Raw genomic sequence first — 22,771 nt, 5'->3', positions numbered from 1 at the left:
TTACATGTCATTAACGGAACAACAGCAGCAAAAGTTAGATAAAGTACAATTGGAAGCTTCGTGGAAATATGCACTGCAAGATTTTCTGCTCAGCGCAAAAATGGATGATTTACGTCAGTTTTTGATGATACAGAAGCAGGCTGATAAAACGATTTATCCACCAAACCCACTTATTTTTAATGCACTGAATACGACACCTTTAGATCAGGTTAAAGTGGTTATCTTAGGGCAAGACCCTTACCATGGTCCTAATCAGGCACATGGTCTGAGCTTTTCTGTACAAAAAGGGGTTGCATTACCGCCATCTTTACGTAATATTTTCCATGAGCTTCACGCTGACCTTGGTATAAAAATACCCCATCATGGTGATTTAAGCCAATGGGCAAAGCAAGGAGTGCTATTGCTGAACAGTGTATTGACTGTGGAAGCAGGGCAACCAACATCGCATCAGCGTCAAGGATGGGAAGAATTCACTGACCATGTGATAGATGTGTTAAATGAGCAACGCGAACATGTTGTTTTCATTCTTTGGGGTGCATACGCACAGCGTAAGGGACAACGAATTAATCGAGAAAAACACTTGGTACTTACAGCAGCCCATCCATCACCACTCGCGGCAAATCGTGGTGGTTTTTTTGGTTGTAAAGTGTTTTCTAAGACCAATAATTATCTGAAACTAAATGGCATTGAGCCAATAAACTGGCAGCTGGACGCATGACACAACCTTCTAATACTCAGCAGTATCATCCAGACCTTATTGTTGAACAAGCAGAAAATGGCTGGCGTATTGTACGTTTAAACCGACCAAAATCTCTACATGCTTTGGATTTATCCATAGTTAAAGCATTAAAAGATGTTTTTGAAGATTTTCATCAGGATGATACGGTTAAAGCAATTTGGCTGGATTCCACCACACCTAAAGCATTTTGTGCGGGTGGCGATGTTCGCAAGTTACGCCAGTTAGTACTTGAAAACGATGCAGATACAGCAACAGAGTTTTTCAAACAAGAATATGCCTTGGATTTGTTATTACATAACTATGCCAAACCAATCGTAGTATGGGGTGAAGGGTATGTAATGGGCGGTGGACTTGGTCTGTTTATGGCTGCGCCATTCCGTTTGGTTACGCCATATTCTCGTCTGGCTATGCCTGAAATTAATATCGGTTTATATCCAGATGTGGGCGGTACCCGTTTCTTGGCAGACCGAGGAGCGGTTGGACTGTTTACTGGTTTAACAGGATCAATCATGACCTCAGCTGGTGCTTACGCGATTGGTTGGGCAACTCATATTTGTGATGCACAGCGCGATGTTGTTCTGAAAAAAGTGATCGATATTGATTGGGCGCATTATCCTGCTGGGGATTTCCGCGCAATTGATGACACACTCAATAGTTTGCATCGACCAGTTGGTGCGGGGCCTTTGCAAAACTCTCTTGATGTGCTGCATAGTGTTTGCCGTGGTGTTCATTTTGAATATGATTATGAAGCAATCATTGGTTTGAGTGATGCGCGAAGTGACTGGTTGCGCCAAGCCAGTGAAAACTTACAAAAAGGTTCGCCTGTAACTGCTGCACTGACTTGGTTGTTATGGCAGTGGGGGCGTAACGTGCACTCATGGAACGAAGTGTTTGATCTTGAAGTCCAGATTTCAAATTGGAAGATTCGCCATCCAGATTTCATTGAGGGTGTACGTGCCCGTCTGGTTGATAAAGACTTGTCTCCAGAGTGGCAAAAGTATGAAGAACTCAGCCTTAAAGGGATTTTGGGAGCATGTCCTCCAATTACAACGATTGAAAGTTGGAATGCGATTTTAAAACAATACCATGTCATTTAATGTATTGACTCAGCACCATTTTTCTTCTGATGATGAAAAATGGATGCGGTTGGCACTAGAGCAGGCAAGCTTTGCAGAAATTCAGGGTGAAATCCCTGTCGGTGCTGTGATTGTCAGTCAAAATCAAGTCATTGGCGTAGGTTATAATGCGCCAATTACTTTGCAAGATCCTACAGCGCATGCCGAAATCGTTGCATTACGTGATGCTTGTGCCCGTATTCAAAATTACCGCCTTCCTGACGATGCTGTGCTTTATGTAACTTTAGAGCCCTGTACGATGTGTGTTGGTGCATTGATTCATGCCCGTATTCATAAAGTTATTTTTGCAACGTATGAGCCTAAAGCAGGTTCTTTGTTGAGTGCGCGTCAACTATTAAAAAATAATGGCTACTATAATCATGTTTTTGAGTATCAAGATGGTTGTTTACAGCAAGAAGCAAGTGCACTATTAAGTGCTTTTTTTAAAAAGCGTAGAGCTGAAAAAAAACAATAAAACGTATTATTTAGATTTAAAATATTTTTTATGTTCTAATTTTGATCATGTAATTTATTGTTTTACTGATAATTTATATAAAATGACCTATATTTGTGCGTTCATAAATTATATTGAGATGTGAATATCAATAATATTGGGAAAACAATAAATATTGATATGATCATAAAGGGAAAGTATGAAATCAGGTCTTAGAAAAATTTGTGCATCTAGCATGGTTTGTGCATTATCTATGTCAGCTACATCTGCTTTTGCAGTGGATACATTGGCCAAAATTCAAAAAACAGGTACGTTGGTTATTGGGCACCGTGTATCCTCACAGCCCATTTCTTATGTGGTCAATGGACACCCAGTAGGTTATGCAATTGATATTTGTAATGATGTTGCATCAGAAATTAAAAAAGAATTACACATGCCAAATTTACATGTGGTGTATAAAGCAGTTTCTCCAACTGAACGTATTCCAATGCTAAGATCTGGGCAAATTGACATGGAGTGTGGAACATCAACCCATTCAGTGATTCGCGATCGTGAAGTTAAATTTTCAACGAACTATTATATGGCTGAAATTCGCATGGCTGTGAAAAGCACTTCACATGTGAGAGAGTTTGATGATTTAGATAATAAGACTGTAGTAACAACTGCAGGTGTGATTGCTGACAAATACCTAAATAGAACCGTTCGCGGTCACGATTTAACGATTCATAAAATTTATGGTCGTGATCATGGCGAGTCATTTGCATTGCTTGCAGCAGGCAAAGCAGATGCTTTTGTTGGTGCTGATTCAACCCTTGCGGGTTTAATTGCAACTTCAGGGCATCCACGCGACTATAAAATTGTAGGTACGGCATTATCAGTTGACCCATATGCGATCATGTTGCCAAATCATGATGTGAAAATGAAAGCTATAGCAGATAAGGTGATTGTGGGGCTGTGGCGTTCAGGAAAAATGGATCAACTCTATAAAAAATGGTTTTTATCTCCAATCCCACCTCGCAATATCGCTTTAAATATGGAATTAAATAAAGCGAATAAAGTTTTAAGAATGCGCCCAACAGACGCAGGTAATTAAAATATTCAATTCAAAGGTCTAGCCAGAAATGCTCTGGCTAGACCGCTGATTAGCGGATAATAGATGTTTTTAGGTATTATTTTCTGCGAATAATAAACTCAAAATAGCTGCAAATCATGATAAAAGAAGCCTAATAATAAAATGTATGACGTTTCTTTTTAAAATAAGAAAAGATGATTGAATTTATTGCATGCAAAATGCAGACTAGCTAGCTTAACTAAACCTAAATATTAAATTTATATTTGGATGATTTATGAATATTCATGTAATTACGATTGATGGGCCAAGTGGTTCTGGTAAAGGAACTTTGGCAACCAAAATCGCGCAACACTATCATTATCACCTGTTGGATTCTGGGGCGCTATATCGGTTGCTTGGCTTGTCATTGGAAAAAAGAAAATTACTTGAAGTTTTGCAAGATAATTTAACTGAGTGTGTTGAGATTGCTCGTAATCTACAGATTGAATTTGTAGCAACAGAGCAAGGTATTCGGGTTTTGTTAGATCATGAAGACGTATCACAGGTTATTCGTACCGAAGAGGTGGGTGCATTTGCATCTCGAGTTGCCGTAATTCCTGAATTACGTGATGCGTTGTTACAACGCCAGAGAGATTTTGCTCAGTTGCCTGGTTTAATCGCAGATGGCCGTGATATGGGAACAGTTGTATTCCCTGAAGCACAGGCAAAAATTTATCTAACAGCATCAGCAGAGTCAAGAGCCGAGCGTCGCGTAAAACAGTTGCAGAGCATGGGTGAGGATGCTAAAATAGATGACATTTTAGCTAATATACAAGCACGCGATAAACGAGATATGGAGCGCAAAGTCGCTCCACTTAAGCCGGCTGTAGATGCTTTGGTGATTGATAGCTCATTGTTAACAATCGATGAAGTCTTTGCACAAATGGTTAATTATATCGATGTGCAATTAGCAAAAGCATTTTATTAGCTTGACACATCACTTGATCAGATTTATGGATGATATGTCAGCGTAACTAAACCAGCCTTGACTGATCCAAGACTGTTGAATTTATCAGGTATAACATGACCGAATCTTTTGCAGCCCTCTTTGAAGAAAGCGAATTAAATCTAAACGTTGAAAAGGGTGCAGTCATCCAAGGTGTTGTAGTAAGCATCGATGACGACTGGGTAACTGTTGACACTGGCCTTAAATCTGAAGGCGTTGTTGACCGTGCAGAATTCTTAAATGACCAACGTGAACTTGAAGTTCAAGTTGGTGATACTGTTGATGTTGTTGTTGAAGCGCTTGACAACGGCATGGGTCAAACAGTTTTGTCACGTGAAAAAGCAAAACGTGCTGAAACTTGGACTAAACTTGAAAAAATCTTTGAAGATGGCGAAATCGTTACTGGTGTTATCTCTGGTAAAGTTAAAGGCGGTTTCACTGTTGACATCGGTCCAGTTCGTGCGTTCTTGCCAGGTTCTTTGGTAGACACTCGTCCTATCCGTGATACAACTCACCTTGAAGGTAAAGAGTTAGAGTTCAAAGTTATCAAACTTGATGCTAAACGTAACAACGTTGTTGTATCTCGTCGTGCTGTTATGGAAGCTGAATCTTCAGCTGACCGTGAAGCTCTTCTTGCTCAGCTTGAAGAAGGTCAAACAGTTACAGGTACAATTAAGAACCTTACTGATTACGGCGCATTCGTTGATCTTGGCGGTATTGATGGTCTTCTTCATATCACAGATATGGCTTGGAAACGCATCAAACACCCTTCAGAAGTGGTTGAAGTGGGTCAAGAAGTTACTGTTAAAGTACTTAAATTTGACCGCGAGCGTAACCGTGTTTCACTAGGTCTTAAACAACTTGGTGAAGATCCATGGTTAGCGATCATGAGCCGTTATCCTAAAGGTTCTATCGTTAAAGCGCGCGTAACTAACCTTACTGACTACGGTTGCTTCGCTGAAATCGCTGAAGGCGTTGAAGGTTTAGTACACGTTTCTGAAATGGATCACACTAACAAAAACATCCACCCATCTAAAGTTGTTCAGATCGGTGATGAAGTTGATGTAATGGTTCTTGAAGTAGACGAAGAACGTCGTCGTATTTCTCTTGGTATCAAACAAACTCGTGCTAACCCATGGGAAGAGTTTGCTAAGAACCATGACAAAGGTGAAAAAGTTTCAGGTACGATCAAGTCAATCACTGATTTCGGTATCTTCATCGGTTTACCTGGCGGTATCGATGGTCTAGTTCACTTGTCTGACATTTCTTGGAATGAACAAGGCGAAGAAGCAATCCGTCGTTACAAAAAAGGTGATACTGTTGAAGCAGTTATCCTATCTGTAGATGCTGAAGGCAACCGTATTAGCCTTGGTATCAAACAATTGAATAGCGATCCATTCAACGACTTCTTGGCTACTAACGAACGCGGTGCGCTTGTTAAAGGTACTGTAACTGCAGTTGATGCTCGTGGCGCTACTATTAAGTTAGCTGACGAAGTTGAAGCAACTCTTAAAGCATCTGAAATCAACCGTGATCGCGTTGAAGATGCGACTAAGTTCTTAGAAGTTGGTCAAGAAGTTGAAGCTAAAATCATCAATGTTGATCGTAAATCTCGCTCTATCAACTTGTCTATTAAAGCAAAAGATGAAGCTGAAGAGAAAGAAGCTGTTGCTAACTTACGTCAAGTAACTGCTACTGGTCAAGACAATGGTCCTAAGACTATTGGTGATTTGATTAAAGCTCAAATGAAGTAATAACGTAAAAAGGTTGAAAATTAGTGTAACTAATTGATACTTTTTATTTAATTACTGTAAACGGTAGCGTAGTATTGGTATACTGCGCTACCGTTTTGTATTTAAACGGGTTATTATCAATTGACTGATAAATCGATATAAACCAATGAGGTCATAGATGACTACAGAAGCACTTAATAAATCTGATTTAATACAACGTATTTCTTTGAAAAATCCGCATTTGGCTGAGCCTCTTGTTGAGGAAGCTGTCAAGATTATGATTGATCAAATGATTGAGGCGTTGTCATCGGACAATCGTATTGAAATCCGCGGCTTTGGAAGCTTTGCGCTACATCACCGTGAACCACGTGTAGGACGTAACCCTAAAACAGGTAAATCTGTTGAGGTTGCAGCAAAGGCGGTTCCTCATTTTAAACCGGGTAAAGCATTGCGTGATGCTGTCAATGAAGCTGGAAGTGAAAAATAACTAAAACAGCACGCTGATGTAGGAGGTAGGCCTTATGCGCTTTATCCTTATTCTTGTATTGATTATATTGTTTGGCTATTCATTGGCTTTGGTTTTACAAAATGGTACTGAGTTAAGTGTAGATCTACTATTTACTCAGGTTCCTGCTATGCGTTCAGGCTTAATGTTATTATTAACGTTGGCTTTAGGTGTGGTGCTGGGGTTGTTGTTAGGCGTACAGGTTTTTCGTGTGTTTCAAAGTCGTTGGGAAATCCAGCGCTTACGTAAAGATATTGATCATTTACGTAAAGAGCAGATTCAAAGCGCGCAACTGGCTGCTACAGAAGCAATTACTCACAGTAGGCAAGAAAAAACTGTTTTGGATATTAGCCCAGAAGATAAAAGCCCATTATAATGGGCTTTATTTTTGGTTGGAATTAATCTCTTGAGTATTATTGTTGCCTTAGATGCGAAAAGCCAAGCCCAAGCGTTAACTATTGCTGAACAGCTTGACCCTGAACTTTGCCGAGTGAAAGTAGGTAAGGAACTATTTACTCATGAAGGTCCGCAGATTGTAAAAGCTTTACATCATCTTGGATTTGAAGTCTTTTTGGATTTGAAATTTCATGACATTCCAAATACAACTGCACAGGCAGTGTGTGCCGCTGCAGATTTGGGCGTCTGGATGGTGAATGTCCATGCTTCTGGTGGTCGCAAAATGATGGAAACTTGTGTTGAGCGACTAAAAGCTGGAAATTATTCAACCCAATTGATTGCGGTTACCGTATTAACGTCTATGGGGCGTGAAGATTTACGTGATATTGGTTTGGATGTTGAGCCAGTTGATCAGGTTCGCCGTTTAGCAAAATTGACCTATGATTGTGGCTTGGATGGTGTTGTGTGTTCTGCGCAGGAAGCCAAAATTTTACGTCAGGATTTGGGGAGCGAATTTGCTCTCGTGACTCCAGGCATTCGCCCAGCAGGTTCAAATGCAGATGATCAAAAACGTATTGTGACGCCTGCGCAGGCAATGCAGGATGGCTCTACACATCTGGTTATTGGTCGACCAATTACTCAAGCACAACACCCTCAGCAAGTGTTGCGAGATATTTTGGCAACAATATAATTTACTTTAAATACTCATTTAATGTTAAAAAAGGCGTGCAATTTTGCCGCCTTTTGCAATTTCAAGGTAAAAAAACTTGAAATCAGGCTTTGCTTTATAAAATAATACGGTGGAATTGTGCTGCAAATCATATGGATGAATATATAATTTATTCAGATTTTTATGGTGCAAGGGAATGAATGTTTAAAATGATTGTATTTATGATTAGGCTTATTGCCTAAGACATAAAAATCACAGCCAAATTCGCATAACGTTGTTTATTGACACGAAATATTGAAGCATATGTTTAATTCTAAATCTGAAAATCTGACTCATGCCGCGGCATTATCGCCTGCGGAACGTTATGCGAAAGCATTGTCTTCAGGGCAGTTTATGCCAGATGATGCGCAGGCTCAGGCGGTGCATGAGCTGGAGCGAGTCTGGCAAGAGTTGCTAAACCGTTATAAGGCCTCAAAAAAAGCGTTCCGCCGCTTTCGCCGCCAAACTACACCACAAGGTGTGTACATGTGGGGTGGAGTGGGGCGTGGTAAAACTTGGTTGATGGATCAGTTTTTTGATTCAATTCCATTTCGACGTAAAACCCGAATGCATTTTCACCATTTTATGCAATATGTGCATAAGGAATTAAACAAACTTTCAGGGCAGCGTAATCCTTTGGATTTGGTTGCTGATCAGATTTATAAAGATGCGGTCATTATTTGTTTTGATGAGTTTTTTGTATCGAATGTGACCGATGCCATGATTTTAAGTGATTTGTTCCAAAAGTTGTTCCAACGAGGGATTACTTTAGTTGCAACGTCAAATATTGCACCAGATGGCTTATACAAAAATGGTATTCACCGAGATCGTTTCCTGCCAACCATCGAAATGGTCAAAGAAAACTGTGCCGTTTTAAACGTTGATGCGGGTGTGGATTATCGTTTGCGGGTATTGAAGCAGGCAGAGTTGTTTAAGCATCCACTTACACCTGAAGCAGACCGATGGATTGATGAGCGTTTTCATGCGCTGACTCAGTCACAACATATCGTCAAAAGTAATATTGAGATTAACCATCGCCAGATTGAAACACTTGGTCATAGTCAGGATGTATTGTGGTGCGAATTTAAAGAGTTGTGTTTAAAGCCACGCAGCCCTGCTGATTTTATTGAAATTGCGAATATTTACAATACGGTACTGGTCAGCCATATTCCACATTTAACTGATCAGCTCAGTGATGCAACACGACGTTTTATTTATTTGGTCGATGAGTTTTATGACCGTGGCGTCAAGTTATTGTTGACTTCACAAGACAGTATTATTGAAATTTACTCAGGTGAAAAGCTGGCATTTGAAATTGAGCGGACACGCTCACGGTTGCTTGAAATGCAGTCGGATGATTATTTGAATTCTGAGCATCATCACATAGAGCAAACATCTGATAAAAAAGAAGAAATATAAAAATAAAAGCGCCGAAAAGGCGCTTTTATTTTCTTACATCTGCGTAAAATAAAAGCATAGACGCTATCGGTTAAAATTTGTTAGAGTCAATTTGACTGCAATGATGACGAGTGGCACTTTAGTCTAATTACAGGGCCTTTAAAAATAATTTACATCCTTTTTTTCTGTATTTTATTTTTATATATCAATGATATGGTGAGATAGTGTTGGTTTTTAAATATTCACTATTTCGCAACTTAATAAAGCTATTCAGCCCAGTATAAATGTTTATACTGAATACTTCGGTAATAAAAAGTAGCACAATCAGGAAAGACAATGACTGCACGTATTCAAAAAGGCAAACTTGCAATTGCTAAGGAATTGTACGATTTTATTGAAAATGAAGCTCTACCTGGTTCAGGTTTAGACAGCGACAGCTACTGGAAAGGATTTGAACAAGTTGTTGTTGATCTTAGCCCAAAGAACAAAGCGCTTTTAGCTAAGCGTGATGAGCTTCAAGCTAAAATTGATGAATGGCATCGCAATAACACATTTAAACTAGAAGCTTACAAGGCTTTTCTGACTGAAATTGGCTACTTATTACCCGAAGTAGAAGATTTCCAAATTATAACTGAAAATGTAGATGAAGAAATTGCACTACTTGCAGGACCACAATTGGTTGTTCCTGTGCGTAACGCACGTTATAGCCTAAACGCTGCCAATGCGCGTTGGGGTTCATTGTATGATGCACTTTATGGTTTCGATGTTATTCCTGAAACTGATGGTGCAGAAAAAACCAAAGCTTATAACCCAGTTCGCGGCGAAAAAGTTGTAGCATTTGCTAAAAATTTCTTAAATGAAATTTTCCCTTTAGCTCAAGGTTCTCATGCAGATGTAGTGTCGTATACAGTTGAAAATAACCAATTGGTTGTTACGCTAAAAGACGGCACAAAAACTACACTTGCAAAAACAGCATTGTTTGTTGGTTACAATGGTAATCCTGCTCAGCCGACAGAAATTGTACTGAAAGAAAATGGTTTGCATGCAATTGTGCAAATTGATGCCAATAGCCCGATTGGTAAAACAGATAGCGCTCATGTGAAAGATATTGTGCTTGAAGCGGCTGTAACAACCATTCAGGATTTGGAAGATTCAGTTGCTGCTGTTGATGCTGAAGAAAAAGTAGAAGGCTATCGTAACTGGCTTGGTTTGATGAAAGGAACTTTAGAAGATTCTTTTGAAAAATCAGGCAAAACAGTTAAGCGTGCTTTGAATCAAGATCGTAGCTATCATAACTTGGTAGGTGGTACGACGACAGTTCATGGTCGTTCACTGATGTTGTTGCGTAACGTTGGTCATCTTATGACAAACCCTGCAATCTTGGTCGATGGTGAAGAAATTTACGAAGGCATCATGGATGCTTTGGTGACTCCATTATTGTCTAAGGTTGATATTTTGGGACAAAATACAGTTAAGAACTCTCGCAAAGGTTCAATGTATATTGTTAAACCAAAAATGCACGGCCCTGAAGAAGTTGCATTCGCGGTTGAATTATTCGAACGCGCAGAACAATTGATTGGTCTGCCAGCGAAGAGTTTGAAAGTCGGTATTATGGATGAAGAACGTCGTACATCTGTAAACTTGAAAAACTGTATTGCAGCAGCAAAAGATCGTACCATTTTCATTAATACAGGCTTCATGGACCGTACGGGTGATGAAATCCATACCTTTATGGAAGCAGGTCCAATGGTGCGTAAGGTTGAAGTGAAAAACCAAAAATGGTTTGCAGCTTATGAAAACCGTAACGTGATGATTGGTCTACAATGTGGTTTACGTGGTAAAGCTCAGATTGGTAAAGGCATGTGGCCAAAACCAGATTTGTTACTTGACATGTACAAAACCAAAATTGAACATCCTCAAGCAGGTGCTTCATGTGCATGGGTTCCATCTCCATCTGGTGCTGTGATTCATGCAATCCATTATCATCAATGCAATGTATCTGAGCGTCAGCAAGAATTATTGTCTGAATCAGCATTGCCTTTAGATGATTTGTTAACACCACCTTTAGCTGCTGAAACTAACTGGACTGCTGAAGAAATTACCAAAGAACTTGAAAATAACTGTCAAGGGATCTTGGGTTACGTGGTACGTTGGGTTGACCTTGGTGTAGGTTGTTCTAAAGTTCCAGATATTAATGATGTTGGCCTGATGGAAGACCGAGCAACATTACGTATTTCTTCTCAGCACGTTGCGAACTGGTTGCGTCACGGTATCGTAACTCAAGCACAAGTTGAAGAAGTTTTACACCGCATGGCGAAAGTGGTTGATGAGCAAAACGCCAATGACCCAGAATATACAGCCATGTCAACAGACTTTGACAACAATATTGCGTTCAAAGCTGCTTCTGATTTGATTTTTAAAGGTGCAGAGCAACCAGCAGGTTACACAGAACCTCTATTGCATGCAGCACGTTTACAATTGAAAGGTTATACAGGTGATTAATTACCTAAACTAAAAAAAGCCTCCTCGGAGGCTTTTTTATGTCTATGAAATAGCTTTTAGATTGTCTGAATTAGAAAAAATATGATTTTTCATTGATAATAAGTCGAGACAGTCAAATTTGATTCGAATATGTGCGCGAATTTCAAGCCTCTAACACTCACTCAACTTCAGCAATTACAGCTACCTGTGATTGATTTTGAGTATGCTGATGAAGTTTACCCTATGGGAAACTGTCCTTTACTGTTTCAGGCAGAGCGAGAGTTAGAATGGCGTAACGTCATGTTTGGTTTAGTACCAAAATGGGCGGAAGATGTAACGGTTGCCAAGCATACTTATAATGCTCGGCAGGAAACGCTGCTGCAAAAACCAAGTTTTCAGGCATCAATCTTGAGATGCAAATTTGGTGTGATTCCTGTTACGGAGTTTTATGAAAGTAAATATATTGATGATAAACCGCAGCGTTGGGGTGTGAAACGTAAAGATGGGCAGGCTTTCTTTATTGCAGCTTTATATGAAATCGTGAAGATCGGAGAGCAAATTATTCGTTCTGCAACTATGCTGACGATGGATGCTTTAGATCACCCGATGATGAAAGATTTTCATGAGCCTGGAAATGTAAAACGTTCAGTGATTGTTGTTCCGCATCATCATTTAAAGGCATGGTTAAATTGGAAAAGTCCAAATATTACCCATTTTGTTGAAGGTTTTCCTGTAGATGAATTTGAATGTTTACATGTACCCAAACAAAAACTAATTAAGCAAACACCTCAGCTCAACATGTTTGAATAAAAAAAGCACCTATATTTAGGTGCTTTAGGATTGAAAACTTGCAGAGAGGAATTAATGTCCACCAAGCAAGATTTGTGCAATTACGCCTGTTGCGATGGCAATAAGAACGTAGTCGCCATTAATGCGAACCCAGCGATGGCCGCGTGGAGGCGCTGGTAAATCATGTGAACGCCAGTCACGAACCTCATATTCGTAACCGCGGTATTGAGCGGGAACGCGTCCACCTCTACGCCATTCTTGACCTGGTCGTGGCATATCATGTCGATAAGCTTGAGGATGTTGTTGGTAGCGAGGAGTCCAGTGACGATCTTGCTGATGATCATCACGACGATCATTTGACTGATGTTGTTGATAACCACCATCATGGCGATCGTTTGATGGGCGTTGTTGTTGATAGCCATTGTGGCGATCATTTTGCTGATAACCGCCGTCACGATGATCATTTTGTTGGTTTTGTTGAGGGCCGCCACGATAGTTATCATTTGGGTCTGCAAATGCTGCACCTGCGGATAAGGCGGTAGTCATTGCTAAGGTGATTGCCATTAATTGGGTTTTCACGAGATTTCTCCAGTTGACTGTGCTTGGCGCATATTATTTTGTTTGTGTATTTATCATTAATAAAATAATACGTTATCAAGCTAAGTAAATTGAATCTGACATATTAAAATTCATCTTTATTTGTACAGATAAAAACCATACGCATAAATATATTGTCAGATCTTTAAATATAGAAATTGGGGAGAATATGTTCTGACCAATTTCTTACCTGTTACTAACTTATCAATATATTACGGGTAAATAATGGAGATACGACAGCTTATCTATTAAAGCTCAATAGATAAGCTGTAATCTTATGCTAATTTGCGAGCTATTTTAAAAAACATCAATACCATCTTTGTATGTTAGATGTTCTACCAAGTAGTCAATAAAAACTCGAACTGCAGGTAACATGCCACGTCGAGAAGGATAAACCGCATGTAAAATACCATGTGGTGCTTTCCACTCAGGTAGGACACGAACGAGTTCGCCTGTTTTAACATAGTCAGCCGCAATCGAGTCTGGTAATAAGGCAATACCACAATTTTGTCGAGCCAGCTGACACAGCATCATCAAGTCCGAACCCATCACAATTGGATTAATTTTAATTTTAATCGGCTGATTTTGTTGATTATGTAATACCATAAACTGATCGGCATGTTCATCTACCATGCTCAGGACTTTATGCTCACTTAACTGTTCTGGGCTTTTCAAATCACCATACTGATTCAGATAAGCTTGACTCGCGAAAAGATGTTGCTCATGTCGGTCAAATTTACGCACAATCAGTCCAGGGTCATCATCAATTTTTGCACGAACGCGTAAGGCGACATCAACCCCTTCATTAATGACATCGACACGACGATTGCTGACGAGCAGTTGCAAACGAATTTCTGGGTAACGCTTCAGGAAGTCGGGGAGAATTTTGGTAAATTCATTTTGAGCAACTGAAACAGGTACGCTGACCTTGACAATACCGCGTGGTTCAACACTCAAATGGTCGATCAGATCATGTGCGGCTTGCGCGGCATTCATCATGACTTGAGCATGGCGGTAAATATTCATACCAATGTCAGTCACCGCAAAATGACGTGAACTGCGCTGAATCAGGCGAACACCTAAACGTTCCTCTAAATTATATACACGGCGACTTAATTTAGATTTGGGAATGTCTGTAGCACGTTCAGCTGCACTGAATCCGCCATGTTCAACCACCAAAGCAAAACAGTAGAAATCGTCTAAATCGCTGAGCATAAAAAGCCGACCTGAGAGATAAAGTATTTAGAAAATATACGTTCTTATAAATAGATACAAGTTTTAAATGTCATGCTGCAAGATTTCCTGAACCTGCTGATACTCTTTTAAGCGTAAAAAGTCCCGTTCGGTTGGGTGGGTAATTCGGCTCAGATCCATATTGTCTGCAACATCGGCAAGTTTGACTTCTCGTGCAATTGGGTTTTTGACAGCACGCCATGCAGCTTCTATACGATTTTCGCCTTCTTTTTTGGTGAGTACACAAACGGCATCAATGACATCTTGACTAAAACCCAAAGAGATGAGGTCGACAATTGTTGCATCAGTATCTTCGATGACATCATGCAGTACAGCGACTATTTGCTGTATTTCATTCTTCATTTTTAACATTAAACGTAGTGGGTGAAGAATATAAGGTTGACCTGCCTTATCGACCTGTCCTGCATGTTTGCGTGTTGCAAACGTAATGGCTTTTTCTAGAGTTGCCATGTTGAGTTCCTTGAAAGATGTTCCACTCTTTTTGCCAAAATTATAACCAATTTCAAAGTATACAATGCTATTTGGCATAAAATATTTTAAACTATAGTATCTGAAAAAAATGATATTTTATGAATTACCAGCTTATTGAAATTCAGGGTGAGCAGATAAACCTTGCTTGTCCGTATTGCCAGCATGTTGTGCTGAATTGGGAAGAAGAACAGTATGTGCAGCCTTGCGAGCATACGGCATTTGTTGCGATGGATTTGGGGTTTGAATATATTGCAGATCAGTTTGAGCATTGCTTACCCCATTCAGTCGATGATATTCATACACAAGAAATGAATGTATTTGAAGAAATCACTCATGCTCAGGTAGAGCAGTTGCTTATTTATAAAATGGAATTGGGAGTAGCAGATTTATATCGCTATGTGGGAATTACGCTGTTTTAGCCATGTTTTTACAGCCCAACAGCCATACATTTGCAAGTCTGGACGCAGATTATTCAGATTGGCATAAAGGAAGAGACCAATTTTCTCTCTGGTATTTAGAGATAGACGATGCTGCCTGTAGCGAGTATTTAAAGCAAATACAACAGCAATTTCAATCTTATCTGTATATGCCTAACCGTCGACGCTGGCATATTACATTGTTTGTATGCGGGTTTTGGCAATCACCATTTCATTTACAGCATTTACCTGATCATTTTCATGAACGCCAGCTCAAGCAACAGATTGAATTGTTACAGCAATTACAGGCAAATACTTTTGAGCTCAAACTGGGTCGAGTACGCAGTTTCCAAAGTGCTTTATTTGTAGATGTGATTGATGAACAAAATATTTTATTGCAGCTACGCCACTGTTTTTGGCCTGTTGCAAAAGAAATTGATGCAATCATTTACTGTCCGCACGTAACGATAGGCTTGTATCGGGATGAATTTGCTGCCAATCCAATTTTAGAACAGATAGAGCAAATACCAGTTCAACCATGGACCGTTAAATTTCGATATTTGACTTTTGGTTCATATCAGGCACGCCAATTACAAGGTGAATTGTCCGCACATTATCGTTTTCATTTAGGTTAATTTTATTTATGTTGCATTTAGTATTGGGTGGGGCGCGTTCAGGAAAAAGTCATTATGCTGAACAGCTCGCACTGGCAACACAAAAATCGCGAGTGTATATTGCTACGGCTCAGGCAGTTGATCATGAAATGCAGGAGCGTATCCATCAGCATCAGCAGCAACGTGATCAAAATTGGCAGTTGGTTGAAGAACCGATATATTTGGCAGAGCGTTTGCAGGAATTGGATGCTGAACATCAGGTTATTTTAATTGATTGTTTGACTGTTTGGATGAGTAATCTTCTCTGCGCACAAGATCCTGATTTACATTCACGTGAATGCCTGAAATTATTAGAATTATTACCGAATTTAAAATCTGAAATCATTCTAGTCAGCAATGAAACGGGACTTGGGGTTGTGCCGTTGGGGGAAATTACACGTCGTTTTGTCGATGAGTCTGGACGCTTACATCAGGCTTTGGGGCAGATTTGTCAACATGCAGTATTTTGCGTTGCTGGGTTTCCGATACAATTGAAAGGAGTAGAAAAATGAGTTGGTGGTTACAGCCGTGTCGTAATATCGATAGCGTATTTCAAGAAAAAGCATTGGAAAGACAGGCTCAACTGACAAAACCTGCTGGGGCATTGGGGGATCTGGAAGAGTTAGCAGTCACCTTGGCAAGTTTGCAGCGTACCGAGCAACCCAATATTGATCATGTCTGGATTAGCTTGTTTGCAGGGGATCATGGCGTGATGGAAGAAAATATTTCTGCTTATCCGCAAGCCGTGACCCGACAAATGCTTCAGAACTTTATATCGGGTGGCGCTTCAATCAGTGTAATTGCCAGACAGCATCAGGCGCATTTACAGGTGATTGACTGTGGGACGGTCGGTGATGCTTATGATTATTCAGGTGTGCAGCAGCATCCAATTGCAGCAGGAACACAGAATTTTGTAAAAACGGTTGCCATGAGTGAAACCCAGTGCATCGCTGCGATGACAATTGGTAAAAACAGTGTCGATCAGGCGGTAGAACAACATAGTAATTTGTTTATCGCAGGTGAAATGGGAATCGGGAATACCTGTTCAGCATCAGCACTGGCCTGTTTGTTATTAAATGAACCTGCCGAAGTACTTACAGGTGTAGGGACAGGTATTGATCATGCAAAATTGCAACATAAAAAACAGGTGATTCAACAGGCTATTGAGTTGCATCAACCTGATGTGCAGGCAGATCCAATTAAAATTTTAGCCGCAGTCGGTGGTTTTGAAATTGCTGCAATGGTTGGGGCGTATTTGCGCTGCGCACAAGTTGGTATTCCAATGCTGGTCGATGGTTTTATTAGCTCTGTGGCTGCTTTAATTGCAGTACAGATTCAACCTAAAGTCCGTACATGGATGCTGTTTGGGCATCAATCTGCGGAGTATGGACATCGCCGTATTTTAAAAGAGTTACATGCACAGCCGATTTTGCAATTGAATTTGCGTTTGGGTGAGGGAAGTGGCGCAGGTGTTGCACTGAGTATCCTCAAAATGGCATGTGTGCTGCATAATGAAATGGCAACCTTTCAACAAGCTGCGGTAACAGGTGAAAAGCAATAAAATGCTGCAATTGGATGTATTACGGCATGGACAAACAACACAGGGACATACCTTGCGCGGGCATCTGGATGATGCCCTGACTGCCGAAGGCTGCCAACAAATGCAGGATACGATAGCCTTATATTTACAACAGCATCCTGTTTGGGATGCAATAGTGACATCGCCATTGCAACGCTGCTTCAGTTTTGCTCAGGATGTGCAGCAACAGTTTGGTTTGCCTCTCATCACGATGCCACAATTTAAAGAGTTGTATTTTGGCGATTGGGAAGGTCTGACGTTACAACATATCCATGAAACTCAGCCAGAACAGTTAGGGCAGTTTTGGCAAGATCCTTGTCAGTATGCACCCCCACAAGGGGAAAATTTACTGGATTTTCAGAACAGGTTACAGCAAGGCTGCCAAATGCTGCTTAATCAGGCACAGCAGCAACGGTGGCAAAAGGTATTGCTAGTTTGTCATGGTGGTGTGATTAAGTGGTTAAAATGTATGGCTCAACAACAGCCACTCACTCAACTGCTGACTATGCCTGCTGAACTTGCCAGTATTCAAGCGATATATCTCAAGCAGAACGAACACTTGCAATTGTGTATTCAAGAGCAAATCCTATGATGCCATTTTGGATAGCATTACAGTTTCTAACCATTTTTCCCATACAGCTTAAACAGTTACCTAGCCCGCGACAAAATGCTTACTCACTCGCTTTTTATCCTGTGATTGGTTTGTTCCTTGGTGGACTCATCTTTGCGATGGCGTGGGGGCTTAATTCTATTCATTTACCTGTTTTACTTTCCGCCAGCCTGATTTTAACGGTTTGGGTAGTTATAACGGGTGGATTGCATCTGGATGGTTTGGCAGATACGGCTGATGCTTGGGTTGGTGGATATGGTGACCGTGAACGCACTTTAAAGATCATGAAAGATCCACAGTGTGGTCCAATCGGGGTGTTGAGTCTGGTTTTGAGTTTACTGCTCAAATTTTCCAGCATTTATGTAATTTTACAAACTCAACACCTGTATGGACTGGTGATCATTCCTGTTCTTGGGCGCTTAACAGCCTTATTTTTATTTCTGACTTGTGACTATCTACGAGCACATGGACTGGGTTCATCCTTTTTGCAGGATTTACCTCGCAAGCTTTTATGGATCATATTGCTTATTTGCCTGTTCGCATGTAGCAGCTTGGGATGGGTAGGGCTTGTGGTTACAGTCGTATTTTGTAGCTGTTTGGGGTATTTGCGTCATGTATTTGTACGTCGTTTAGGCGGAATCACAGGTGATACCGTGGGGGCCAGTATTGAAATTTCTGAATGTGTGAGCTTACTTAGCCTTGCAATCCTGCTATCAATGCGACTTTTCTGACACAGAATAACTCACTTATATTTTTACAAACTGATCACAATGCGAAGAATTTTAACAATTACAAAAAATTCTCATTTGAAGATTTATGTTATAAAAAAATCACCAATTAGATCAGGATGAGGAATCGAGTTATGCGAACGATTCATATTCAAGTGAAAGATCAATTTGATGTGTATCATATGGCAAAAGCTGTATTGAAAGAATTGGCAGATGGAGAGGACTCTGAGCAGTATTCTTTAGAGCAAAAAGTTGATTTTATTGAGATTTATGGAGAACGGATTTTACCAACAATCGAATTGCTTTTTCAAAGTGAAGCTGATTGTAAAATCTATAAAGTTATTGAAAATTAAGTAGTTGAACGTGAATGGTTCAGGTAGGTAGATGCTATTTATCTGAGCCTTTCATTATTTTTCTCCCTATAATTTTTTCATTTTGTATGAACGGTATGATCAAATTTGTGCATTGCATCACAGTGTTTTTAAGTCGTAAGCAAGACGATTAAAATTAAAATTAAATTTATCCACTTGTTAAAGAGAAAGTATTGGTAATACAAGTACATGATTGAATTCAATGTTGTATAAGAAAAGTTAATTAATGAAATTTTGAGTATTTAAAGATTGTAAAATTATATTTTTTTGTTATTGAATTGTTTCTTAAAATATTGTATAAAAAATATTCAACTTGCCTGAGAGAGGTGGGGTATGACAACTTTAGAATTATTATTAACGTCATCATCTGTATTAATGCTGATCACCATCGTGTATGCCTTCGGACAGATGTTTAATTGGGCTATTTCATAAAATGAGTAAAGCACCTTCGGGTGCTTTGTTATTTGGAATGATGGTCACCTGTTCTTTCAGGTTATATAGTTTAATCAAAAAACATGAATCTCTTGCTCTGATCGTGATATAGAGTCAAATATCAAAAATGCTAGCATAGAAGTATTTTCACAAACTACTCTTTCAGAACGGTTTTGCTGTGATACTAAATTAAGTCATTGCTTATAGTTGTTATGGGATCTTTAAAGTGAGTTGCATTTTTTAGGGGTTTTCACGAGCTTGATGTTTTATGCCTATATCATTTTAGCTTTTGCAATTATTGCCGAAGTTTTAGGAACAACTTTTCTGGTGAAATCAGAAGGTTTTAGTAAATTATTACCATCACTCTTAGTGATTGTTTTTTATACTGCATCATTTTATGCACTTTCTCAGGTCACCAAAACTCTTAATATTGGTGTGGTTTATGCCATCTGGAGTGGAGTTGGTATTGTATTTACAGCAATCATTGGCTATTACGTATTTAAGCAAGCTCTAGATACACCTGCATTTATTGGTATCGGATTTATTATTGCAGGTGTGTTGATTATGAACTTATTTTCAAAAACAGTTGGGCATTAATTTAAATAGTTGAAAAAGCGAGTTTTGCACCAAAAGTTAAAAATAAAATACCAACCGCACAGGTTGCCAGACTTGCTAGACGCTGCTGCTGAGAAAAGTAACGCGCCAACTTTCTGCCGCCAAAAATCAGGCTGGTTAAATAACTGAAACTAATGAACTGTAAAATCACGGCAAGAATCAGAAAACTGAGCATTGGTGCCGAGCTCTTTGGGTCAACGAATTGCACAAAAAAAGACAGAAAAAATAAGATGGCTTTCGGGTTCAGCAAACTAATCGTGAGTGCAGTACGAAATGGGCGTAATGCGATCATTGGAGGTTCACTTGTTGATGTAACTTCTGTGACAACAACTTGGTTTTTAGCATTTTTCCAAATGCCAATACTGTGCAAAAACAGTTTTATGCCTAAATATCCCAAATAACCTGCACCCAACACTTTTAGAACCGTAAAGATGATTGGGTAAGCATGGATTAAAGATACAGCCCCTAGCACTGTCGCTAAAATCAGTATGCTATCTCCTGTTAAAATGCCAAGAGCAGCTTGATAGCCTCGTTTGATCCCATAACGAGAAGCTGTCGCTAACAGATATAAGGAATTTGGACCAGGAAGTAAAACAATTAAAATCGTACCAATAATAAATCTTGGTAAATCAATAATCCCAAACACGATAACCGACCATAAATAAAACCGAAACTGTTTAAATCAGTTTCGGTTGCTATAAGAAAGAGAATATATTTTAGTTCTTTAATTCGGCAGTTATACCAAAAGATTGTCTTAATAAAGCACTGAGTTGTTCACGCGCTTTAATAAATCCATCAATACCTGCCTGTAATAACTGAAATGCCATGAGGTCATGTTCAAGCTGATGTTTGAATTCTACTTCAGTCAGCTCTGGTTCAGCAGGAATAATATTTTGTGTTGGAACTAACTGAGCAGTGACCTGACGCTGATCTTCATTCAGTTGAGCCTGTAAATTTGGCGCAACTGTTAATAGGTCACAACCTGCCAAAGCTAGAACTTGCTCAATACTGCGGAAACTTGCACCCATCACCTCAGTTTGAACACCGTGGGCTTTATAATCGTTAAAAATAGCTTTAACCGATAGCACACCTGGATCTTGTTCGATTGGATAATGGTCAACATTTTCTGCTTTTTTATACCAGTCCAAAATACGGCCAACAAACGGTGAGATAAGGGTGACTTTAGCATCTGCACAGGCTTTGGCTTGATGAGAACCAAACAATAGCGTCAGGTTACAGTGAATACCTTCAGCTTCCAGTACTTTTGCTGCCTGAATTCCTTCCCATGTCGAAGCAATTTTAATCAGGATACGGTTTTGGTCGATCCCATAGCCTTTATACAAGGTTAGTAATTCTTTGGCTTTGGCAATTGTTGCTTCGGTATCGTAAGACAAGCTTGCATCAACTTCCGTTGAAACTCGCCCTTCGATGAGTTTTAGAATTTCTACACCAAATTTGACAGTTAAAATATCAATCGTACGTTCAATCAACTCATCAGCGCATAAACCTTCTTGTTTGGCTTGGGTATAAGCGGCTTCAATCAGTTCACGGCTGCTTTCTTGGGCTGCGGCCGCCGTAATTAAGGATGGGTTGGTGGTTGCATCGAGTGGGCGGAATTGTTCAATCGCACTTAAGTCGCTGCTGTCAGCAACAATGGTTGTCAATTTTTTTAATTGGGATAAAGAGGAAGTTGTCATTGTTTAAACTGTTCGATCATGTTTTGAATCTATCTAGTTATAGCATAGCTTTTTGCAAAAAAGATGTGTTTTATTGCACTTTTTTAAGACGCTGTTGTCGAACAAAATCAATTAAAAATTGACTGGCTTGCCCAAGTTGCGCTTCTTTATTCCAGACAAGGTCAATGTAATATTCAAGTTGTGGGGTGATTTCCAAAATATCCAGAATCTTCAACTGGGTATATAAATGCGGATTTTGCTCCAACATGGTCAATGGCAATAACCCCCAGCCCAGATTTTTTAAAATTAAAGAAAGAGCAAGCTGATGATTATCGGTGCGCCAGTATTGAGTCGAAAACAATAGCTCAGGTTTTTGATGCTGGTCGCGCCCTGTGACAATCACTTGACGGTAACGCTGTAGTGTTTCTAGTGGAATTTGATTTTGCTTTGCTAGGCTGTGTGACAAGCTGACAACGGGTACAATGGTTTCTCGTTTCAGCTCGATAAACGATTCACGATGATCAAGATATTCTCGCTCAAACATCAGGGCAAATTGGACTTGTCCTTGCATCAGCATGCGTAAAGCATCTTCTTGTGGTGCTGAAAAAATATCAAGTTGTAGCGTGGGAAACTGTTGTTCAAGCAGGGCAATATAATCTGTCCATTCCGTATGAATCAGTTCAGATACCACCACAATACTTAACGTCGATTCCAGACCATCACTGAGAGCATTTGCATGCTGTACCCATTGCTGCATCTCCGTCAGCAAATACAGGGTTTTTTCGTAAAGTACCTGAGCTTGTGCGGTCGGTTTTGGTTCACGCCCAACCCGTTCAAACAGCTGCAAGTTGAGATCAACTTCCAAATTGGCAATCGACATGCTGACCGCAGAGGGGACTTTACCAAGCTGGCGGGCAGCGGCAGAAAAAGAGCCTGTTTCCATAACAGTTTTAAAGATATTGAGTTGTTCTTGGTTAATGTTCATTTATATTC

General features: G+C 39.8%; 26 protein-coding genes. 20 read left to right on the top strand and 6 right to left on the bottom strand.

Features of this window, described 5'->3' with window-relative positions:
* Positions 1 to 4 precede the first annotated feature (4 nt).
* From ung to F975_RS09165, 12 genes are all read left to right on the top strand, one after another.
* Entirely contained in the window at positions 5 to 718 is a 714-nt protein-coding gene (ung, locus tag F975_RS09220) for a uracil-DNA glycosylase (protein ID WP_004752598.1), read from the top strand.
* Positions 715 to 1,836: an enoyl-CoA hydratase/isomerase family protein gene (locus F975_RS09215; protein WP_004752596.1), complete on the top strand. Its 1,122-nt coding sequence runs from the start codon at positions 715 to 717 to the stop codon at positions 1,834 to 1,836. Before ung ends, F975_RS09215 begins: the two co-directional genes overlap by 4 nt.
* Positions 1,826 to 2,329: a tRNA adenosine(34) deaminase TadA gene (tadA, locus tag F975_RS09210; RefSeq protein ID WP_004752595.1), complete on the top strand. Its 504-nt coding sequence runs from the start codon at positions 1,826 to 1,828 to the stop codon at positions 2,327 to 2,329. Before F975_RS09215 ends, tadA begins: the two co-directional genes overlap by 11 nt.
* Before the next feature lie 178 nt (positions 2,330 to 2,507).
* The gene (locus tag F975_RS09205) at positions 2,508 to 3,401 is read left to right on the top strand and encodes an amino acid ABC transporter substrate-binding protein (protein WP_004752592.1); all 894 of its coding nucleotides are present in this window, start codon (positions 2,508 to 2,510) and stop codon (positions 3,399 to 3,401) included.
* Positions 3,402 to 3,654: 253 nt separating this feature from the next.
* Complete coding sequence (gene cmk / locus F975_RS09200) at positions 3,655 to 4,347, top strand: (d)CMP kinase (RefSeq protein ID WP_004752590.1); 693 nt, start codon at positions 3,655 to 3,657, stop codon at positions 4,345 to 4,347.
* A gap of 95 nt (positions 4,348 to 4,442) precedes the next feature.
* On the top strand, positions 4,443 to 6,119 hold the full coding sequence (gene rpsA, locus F975_RS09195; RefSeq protein ID WP_004752588.1) for a 30S ribosomal protein S1: 1,677 nt from the start codon (positions 4,443 to 4,445) through the stop codon (positions 6,117 to 6,119).
* Positions 6,120 to 6,276: 157 nt separating this feature from the next.
* Positions 6,277 to 6,585: an integration host factor subunit beta gene (locus F975_RS09190; protein ID WP_004752586.1), complete on the top strand. Its 309-nt coding sequence runs from the start codon at positions 6,277 to 6,279 to the stop codon at positions 6,583 to 6,585.
* 34 nt (positions 6,586 to 6,619) lie between these two features.
* Entirely contained in the window at positions 6,620 to 6,979 is a 360-nt protein-coding gene (locus tag F975_RS09185) for a lipopolysaccharide assembly protein LapA domain-containing protein (protein WP_004752584.1), read from the top strand.
* Between the two features lie 30 nt (positions 6,980 to 7,009).
* On the top strand, positions 7,010 to 7,690 hold the full coding sequence (pyrF, locus tag F975_RS09180) for an orotidine-5'-phosphate decarboxylase (protein WP_004752582.1): 681 nt from the start codon (positions 7,010 to 7,012) through the stop codon (positions 7,688 to 7,690).
* 282 nt (positions 7,691 to 7,972) lie between these two features.
* A complete protein-coding gene (gene zapE, locus F975_RS09175; protein ID WP_004752580.1) occupies positions 7,973 to 9,127 on the top strand; it encodes a cell division protein ZapE in 1,155 nt (384 codons plus the stop codon).
* A gap of 315 nt (positions 9,128 to 9,442) precedes the next feature.
* Positions 9,443 to 11,608: a malate synthase G gene (locus F975_RS09170; RefSeq protein WP_004752578.1), complete on the top strand. Its 2,166-nt coding sequence runs from the start codon at positions 9,443 to 9,445 to the stop codon at positions 11,606 to 11,608.
* A gap of 129 nt (positions 11,609 to 11,737) precedes the next feature.
* Positions 11,738 to 12,397 carry an SOS response-associated peptidase family protein gene (locus tag F975_RS09165; RefSeq protein WP_004752576.1) on the top strand — a complete coding sequence of 220 codons (660 nt, stop codon included), beginning with the start codon at positions 11,738 to 11,740 and terminating at the stop codon, positions 12,395 to 12,397.
* Between the two features lie 51 nt (positions 12,398 to 12,448).
* Here the strand turns inward: F975_RS09165 and F975_RS09160 are convergent, their stop codons facing one another.
* The 3 genes from F975_RS09160 to F975_RS09150 all read right to left on the bottom strand — a co-directional run bounded on the left by F975_RS09160 (position 12,449) and on the right by F975_RS09150 (position 14,677).
* Positions 12,449 to 12,955 carry an RcnB family protein gene (locus F975_RS09160; RefSeq protein ID WP_004752574.1) on the bottom strand — a complete coding sequence of 169 codons (507 nt, stop codon included), beginning with the start codon at positions 12,953 to 12,955 and terminating at the stop codon, positions 12,449 to 12,451.
* Positions 12,956 to 13,270: 315 nt separating this feature from the next.
* Positions 13,271 to 14,188: a LysR family transcriptional regulator gene (locus tag F975_RS09155; protein ID WP_004752573.1), complete on the bottom strand. Its 918-nt coding sequence runs from the start codon at positions 14,186 to 14,188 to the stop codon at positions 13,271 to 13,273.
* A gap of 63 nt (positions 14,189 to 14,251) precedes the next feature.
* Complete coding sequence (locus tag F975_RS09150; RefSeq protein WP_004752571.1) at positions 14,252 to 14,677, bottom strand: HD domain-containing protein; 426 nt, start codon at positions 14,675 to 14,677, stop codon at positions 14,252 to 14,254.
* A 119-nt stretch (positions 14,678 to 14,796) separates the two neighbouring features.
* Here F975_RS09150 and F975_RS09145 point away from each other — a divergent pair, with 119 nt between their 5' ends.
* The 8 genes from F975_RS09145 to F975_RS09110 all read left to right on the top strand — a co-directional run bounded on the left by F975_RS09145 (position 14,797) and on the right by F975_RS09110 (position 20,084).
* Positions 14,797 to 15,117: a hypothetical protein gene (locus F975_RS09145; RefSeq protein ID WP_004752569.1), complete on the top strand. Its 321-nt coding sequence runs from the start codon at positions 14,797 to 14,799 to the stop codon at positions 15,115 to 15,117.
* Positions 15,118 to 15,119: 2 nt separating this feature from the next.
* On the top strand, positions 15,120 to 15,749 hold the full coding sequence (locus F975_RS09140) for a 2'-5' RNA ligase family protein (protein ID WP_004752566.1): 630 nt from the start codon (positions 15,120 to 15,122) through the stop codon (positions 15,747 to 15,749).
* An 8-nt stretch (positions 15,750 to 15,757) separates the two neighbouring features.
* Positions 15,758 to 16,279 (top strand): bifunctional adenosylcobinamide kinase/adenosylcobinamide-phosphate guanylyltransferase, encoded by a 522-nt coding sequence (cobU, locus tag F975_RS09135; protein WP_004752564.1) that lies wholly within the window; start codon positions 15,758 to 15,760, stop codon positions 16,277 to 16,279.
* Positions 16,276 to 17,328, top strand: a complete 1,053-nt coding sequence (cobT, locus tag F975_RS09130) for a nicotinate-nucleotide--dimethylbenzimidazole phosphoribosyltransferase (protein ID WP_004752562.1) — start codon at positions 16,276 to 16,278, stop codon at positions 17,326 to 17,328. Before cobU ends, cobT begins: the two co-directional genes overlap by 4 nt.
* 1 nt (position 17,329) lies before the next feature.
* Positions 17,330 to 17,938, top strand: coding sequence for a histidine phosphatase family protein (locus F975_RS09125; RefSeq protein WP_004752561.1), 609 nt, complete (start codon positions 17,330 to 17,332; stop codon positions 17,936 to 17,938).
* Entirely contained in the window at positions 17,935 to 18,687 is a 753-nt protein-coding gene (locus F975_RS09120; RefSeq protein WP_004752559.1) for an adenosylcobinamide-GDP ribazoletransferase, read from the top strand. The genes F975_RS09125 and F975_RS09120 overlap by 4 nt, the downstream gene beginning before the upstream one ends.
* Positions 18,688 to 18,818: 131 nt before the next feature.
* On the top strand, positions 18,819 to 19,037 hold the full coding sequence (locus tag F975_RS09115; RefSeq protein ID WP_004752558.1) for a hypothetical protein: 219 nt from the start codon (positions 18,819 to 18,821) through the stop codon (positions 19,035 to 19,037).
* Between the two features lie 711 nt (positions 19,038 to 19,748).
* Positions 19,749 to 20,084, top strand: a complete 336-nt coding sequence (locus F975_RS09110; RefSeq protein ID WP_004752555.1) for a DMT family transporter — start codon at positions 19,749 to 19,751, stop codon at positions 20,082 to 20,084.
* 1 nt (position 20,085) lies between these two features.
* Here the strand turns inward: F975_RS09110 and leuE are convergent, their stop codons facing one another.
* The 3 genes from leuE to aceR all read right to left on the bottom strand — a co-directional run bounded on the left by leuE (position 20,086) and on the right by aceR (position 22,763).
* Positions 20,086 to 20,748 carry a leucine efflux protein LeuE gene (leuE, locus tag F975_RS09105; RefSeq protein WP_004752552.1) on the bottom strand — a complete coding sequence of 221 codons (663 nt, stop codon included), beginning with the start codon at positions 20,746 to 20,748 and terminating at the stop codon, positions 20,086 to 20,088.
* Positions 20,749 to 20,818: 70 nt separating this feature from the next.
* Complete coding sequence (tal, locus tag F975_RS09100; RefSeq protein WP_004752550.1) at positions 20,819 to 21,799, bottom strand: transaldolase; 981 nt, start codon at positions 21,797 to 21,799, stop codon at positions 20,819 to 20,821.
* 70 nt (positions 21,800 to 21,869) lie between these two features.
* The gene (gene aceR / locus F975_RS09095; protein WP_004752548.1) at positions 21,870 to 22,763 is read right to left on the bottom strand and encodes an HTH-type transcriptional regulator AceR; all 894 of its coding nucleotides are present in this window, start codon (positions 22,761 to 22,763) and stop codon (positions 21,870 to 21,872) included.
* Positions 22,764 to 22,771 lie beyond the last annotated feature (8 nt).

The sequence above is a fragment of the Acinetobacter brisouisimilis genome (assembly GCF_000368265.1).
Classification (GTDB): domain Bacteria; phylum Pseudomonadota; class Gammaproteobacteria; order Pseudomonadales; family Moraxellaceae; genus Acinetobacter.
Note: the sequence above shows the minus strand (reverse complement) of the source record. Positions and strands in the feature narration are given on the sequence as shown.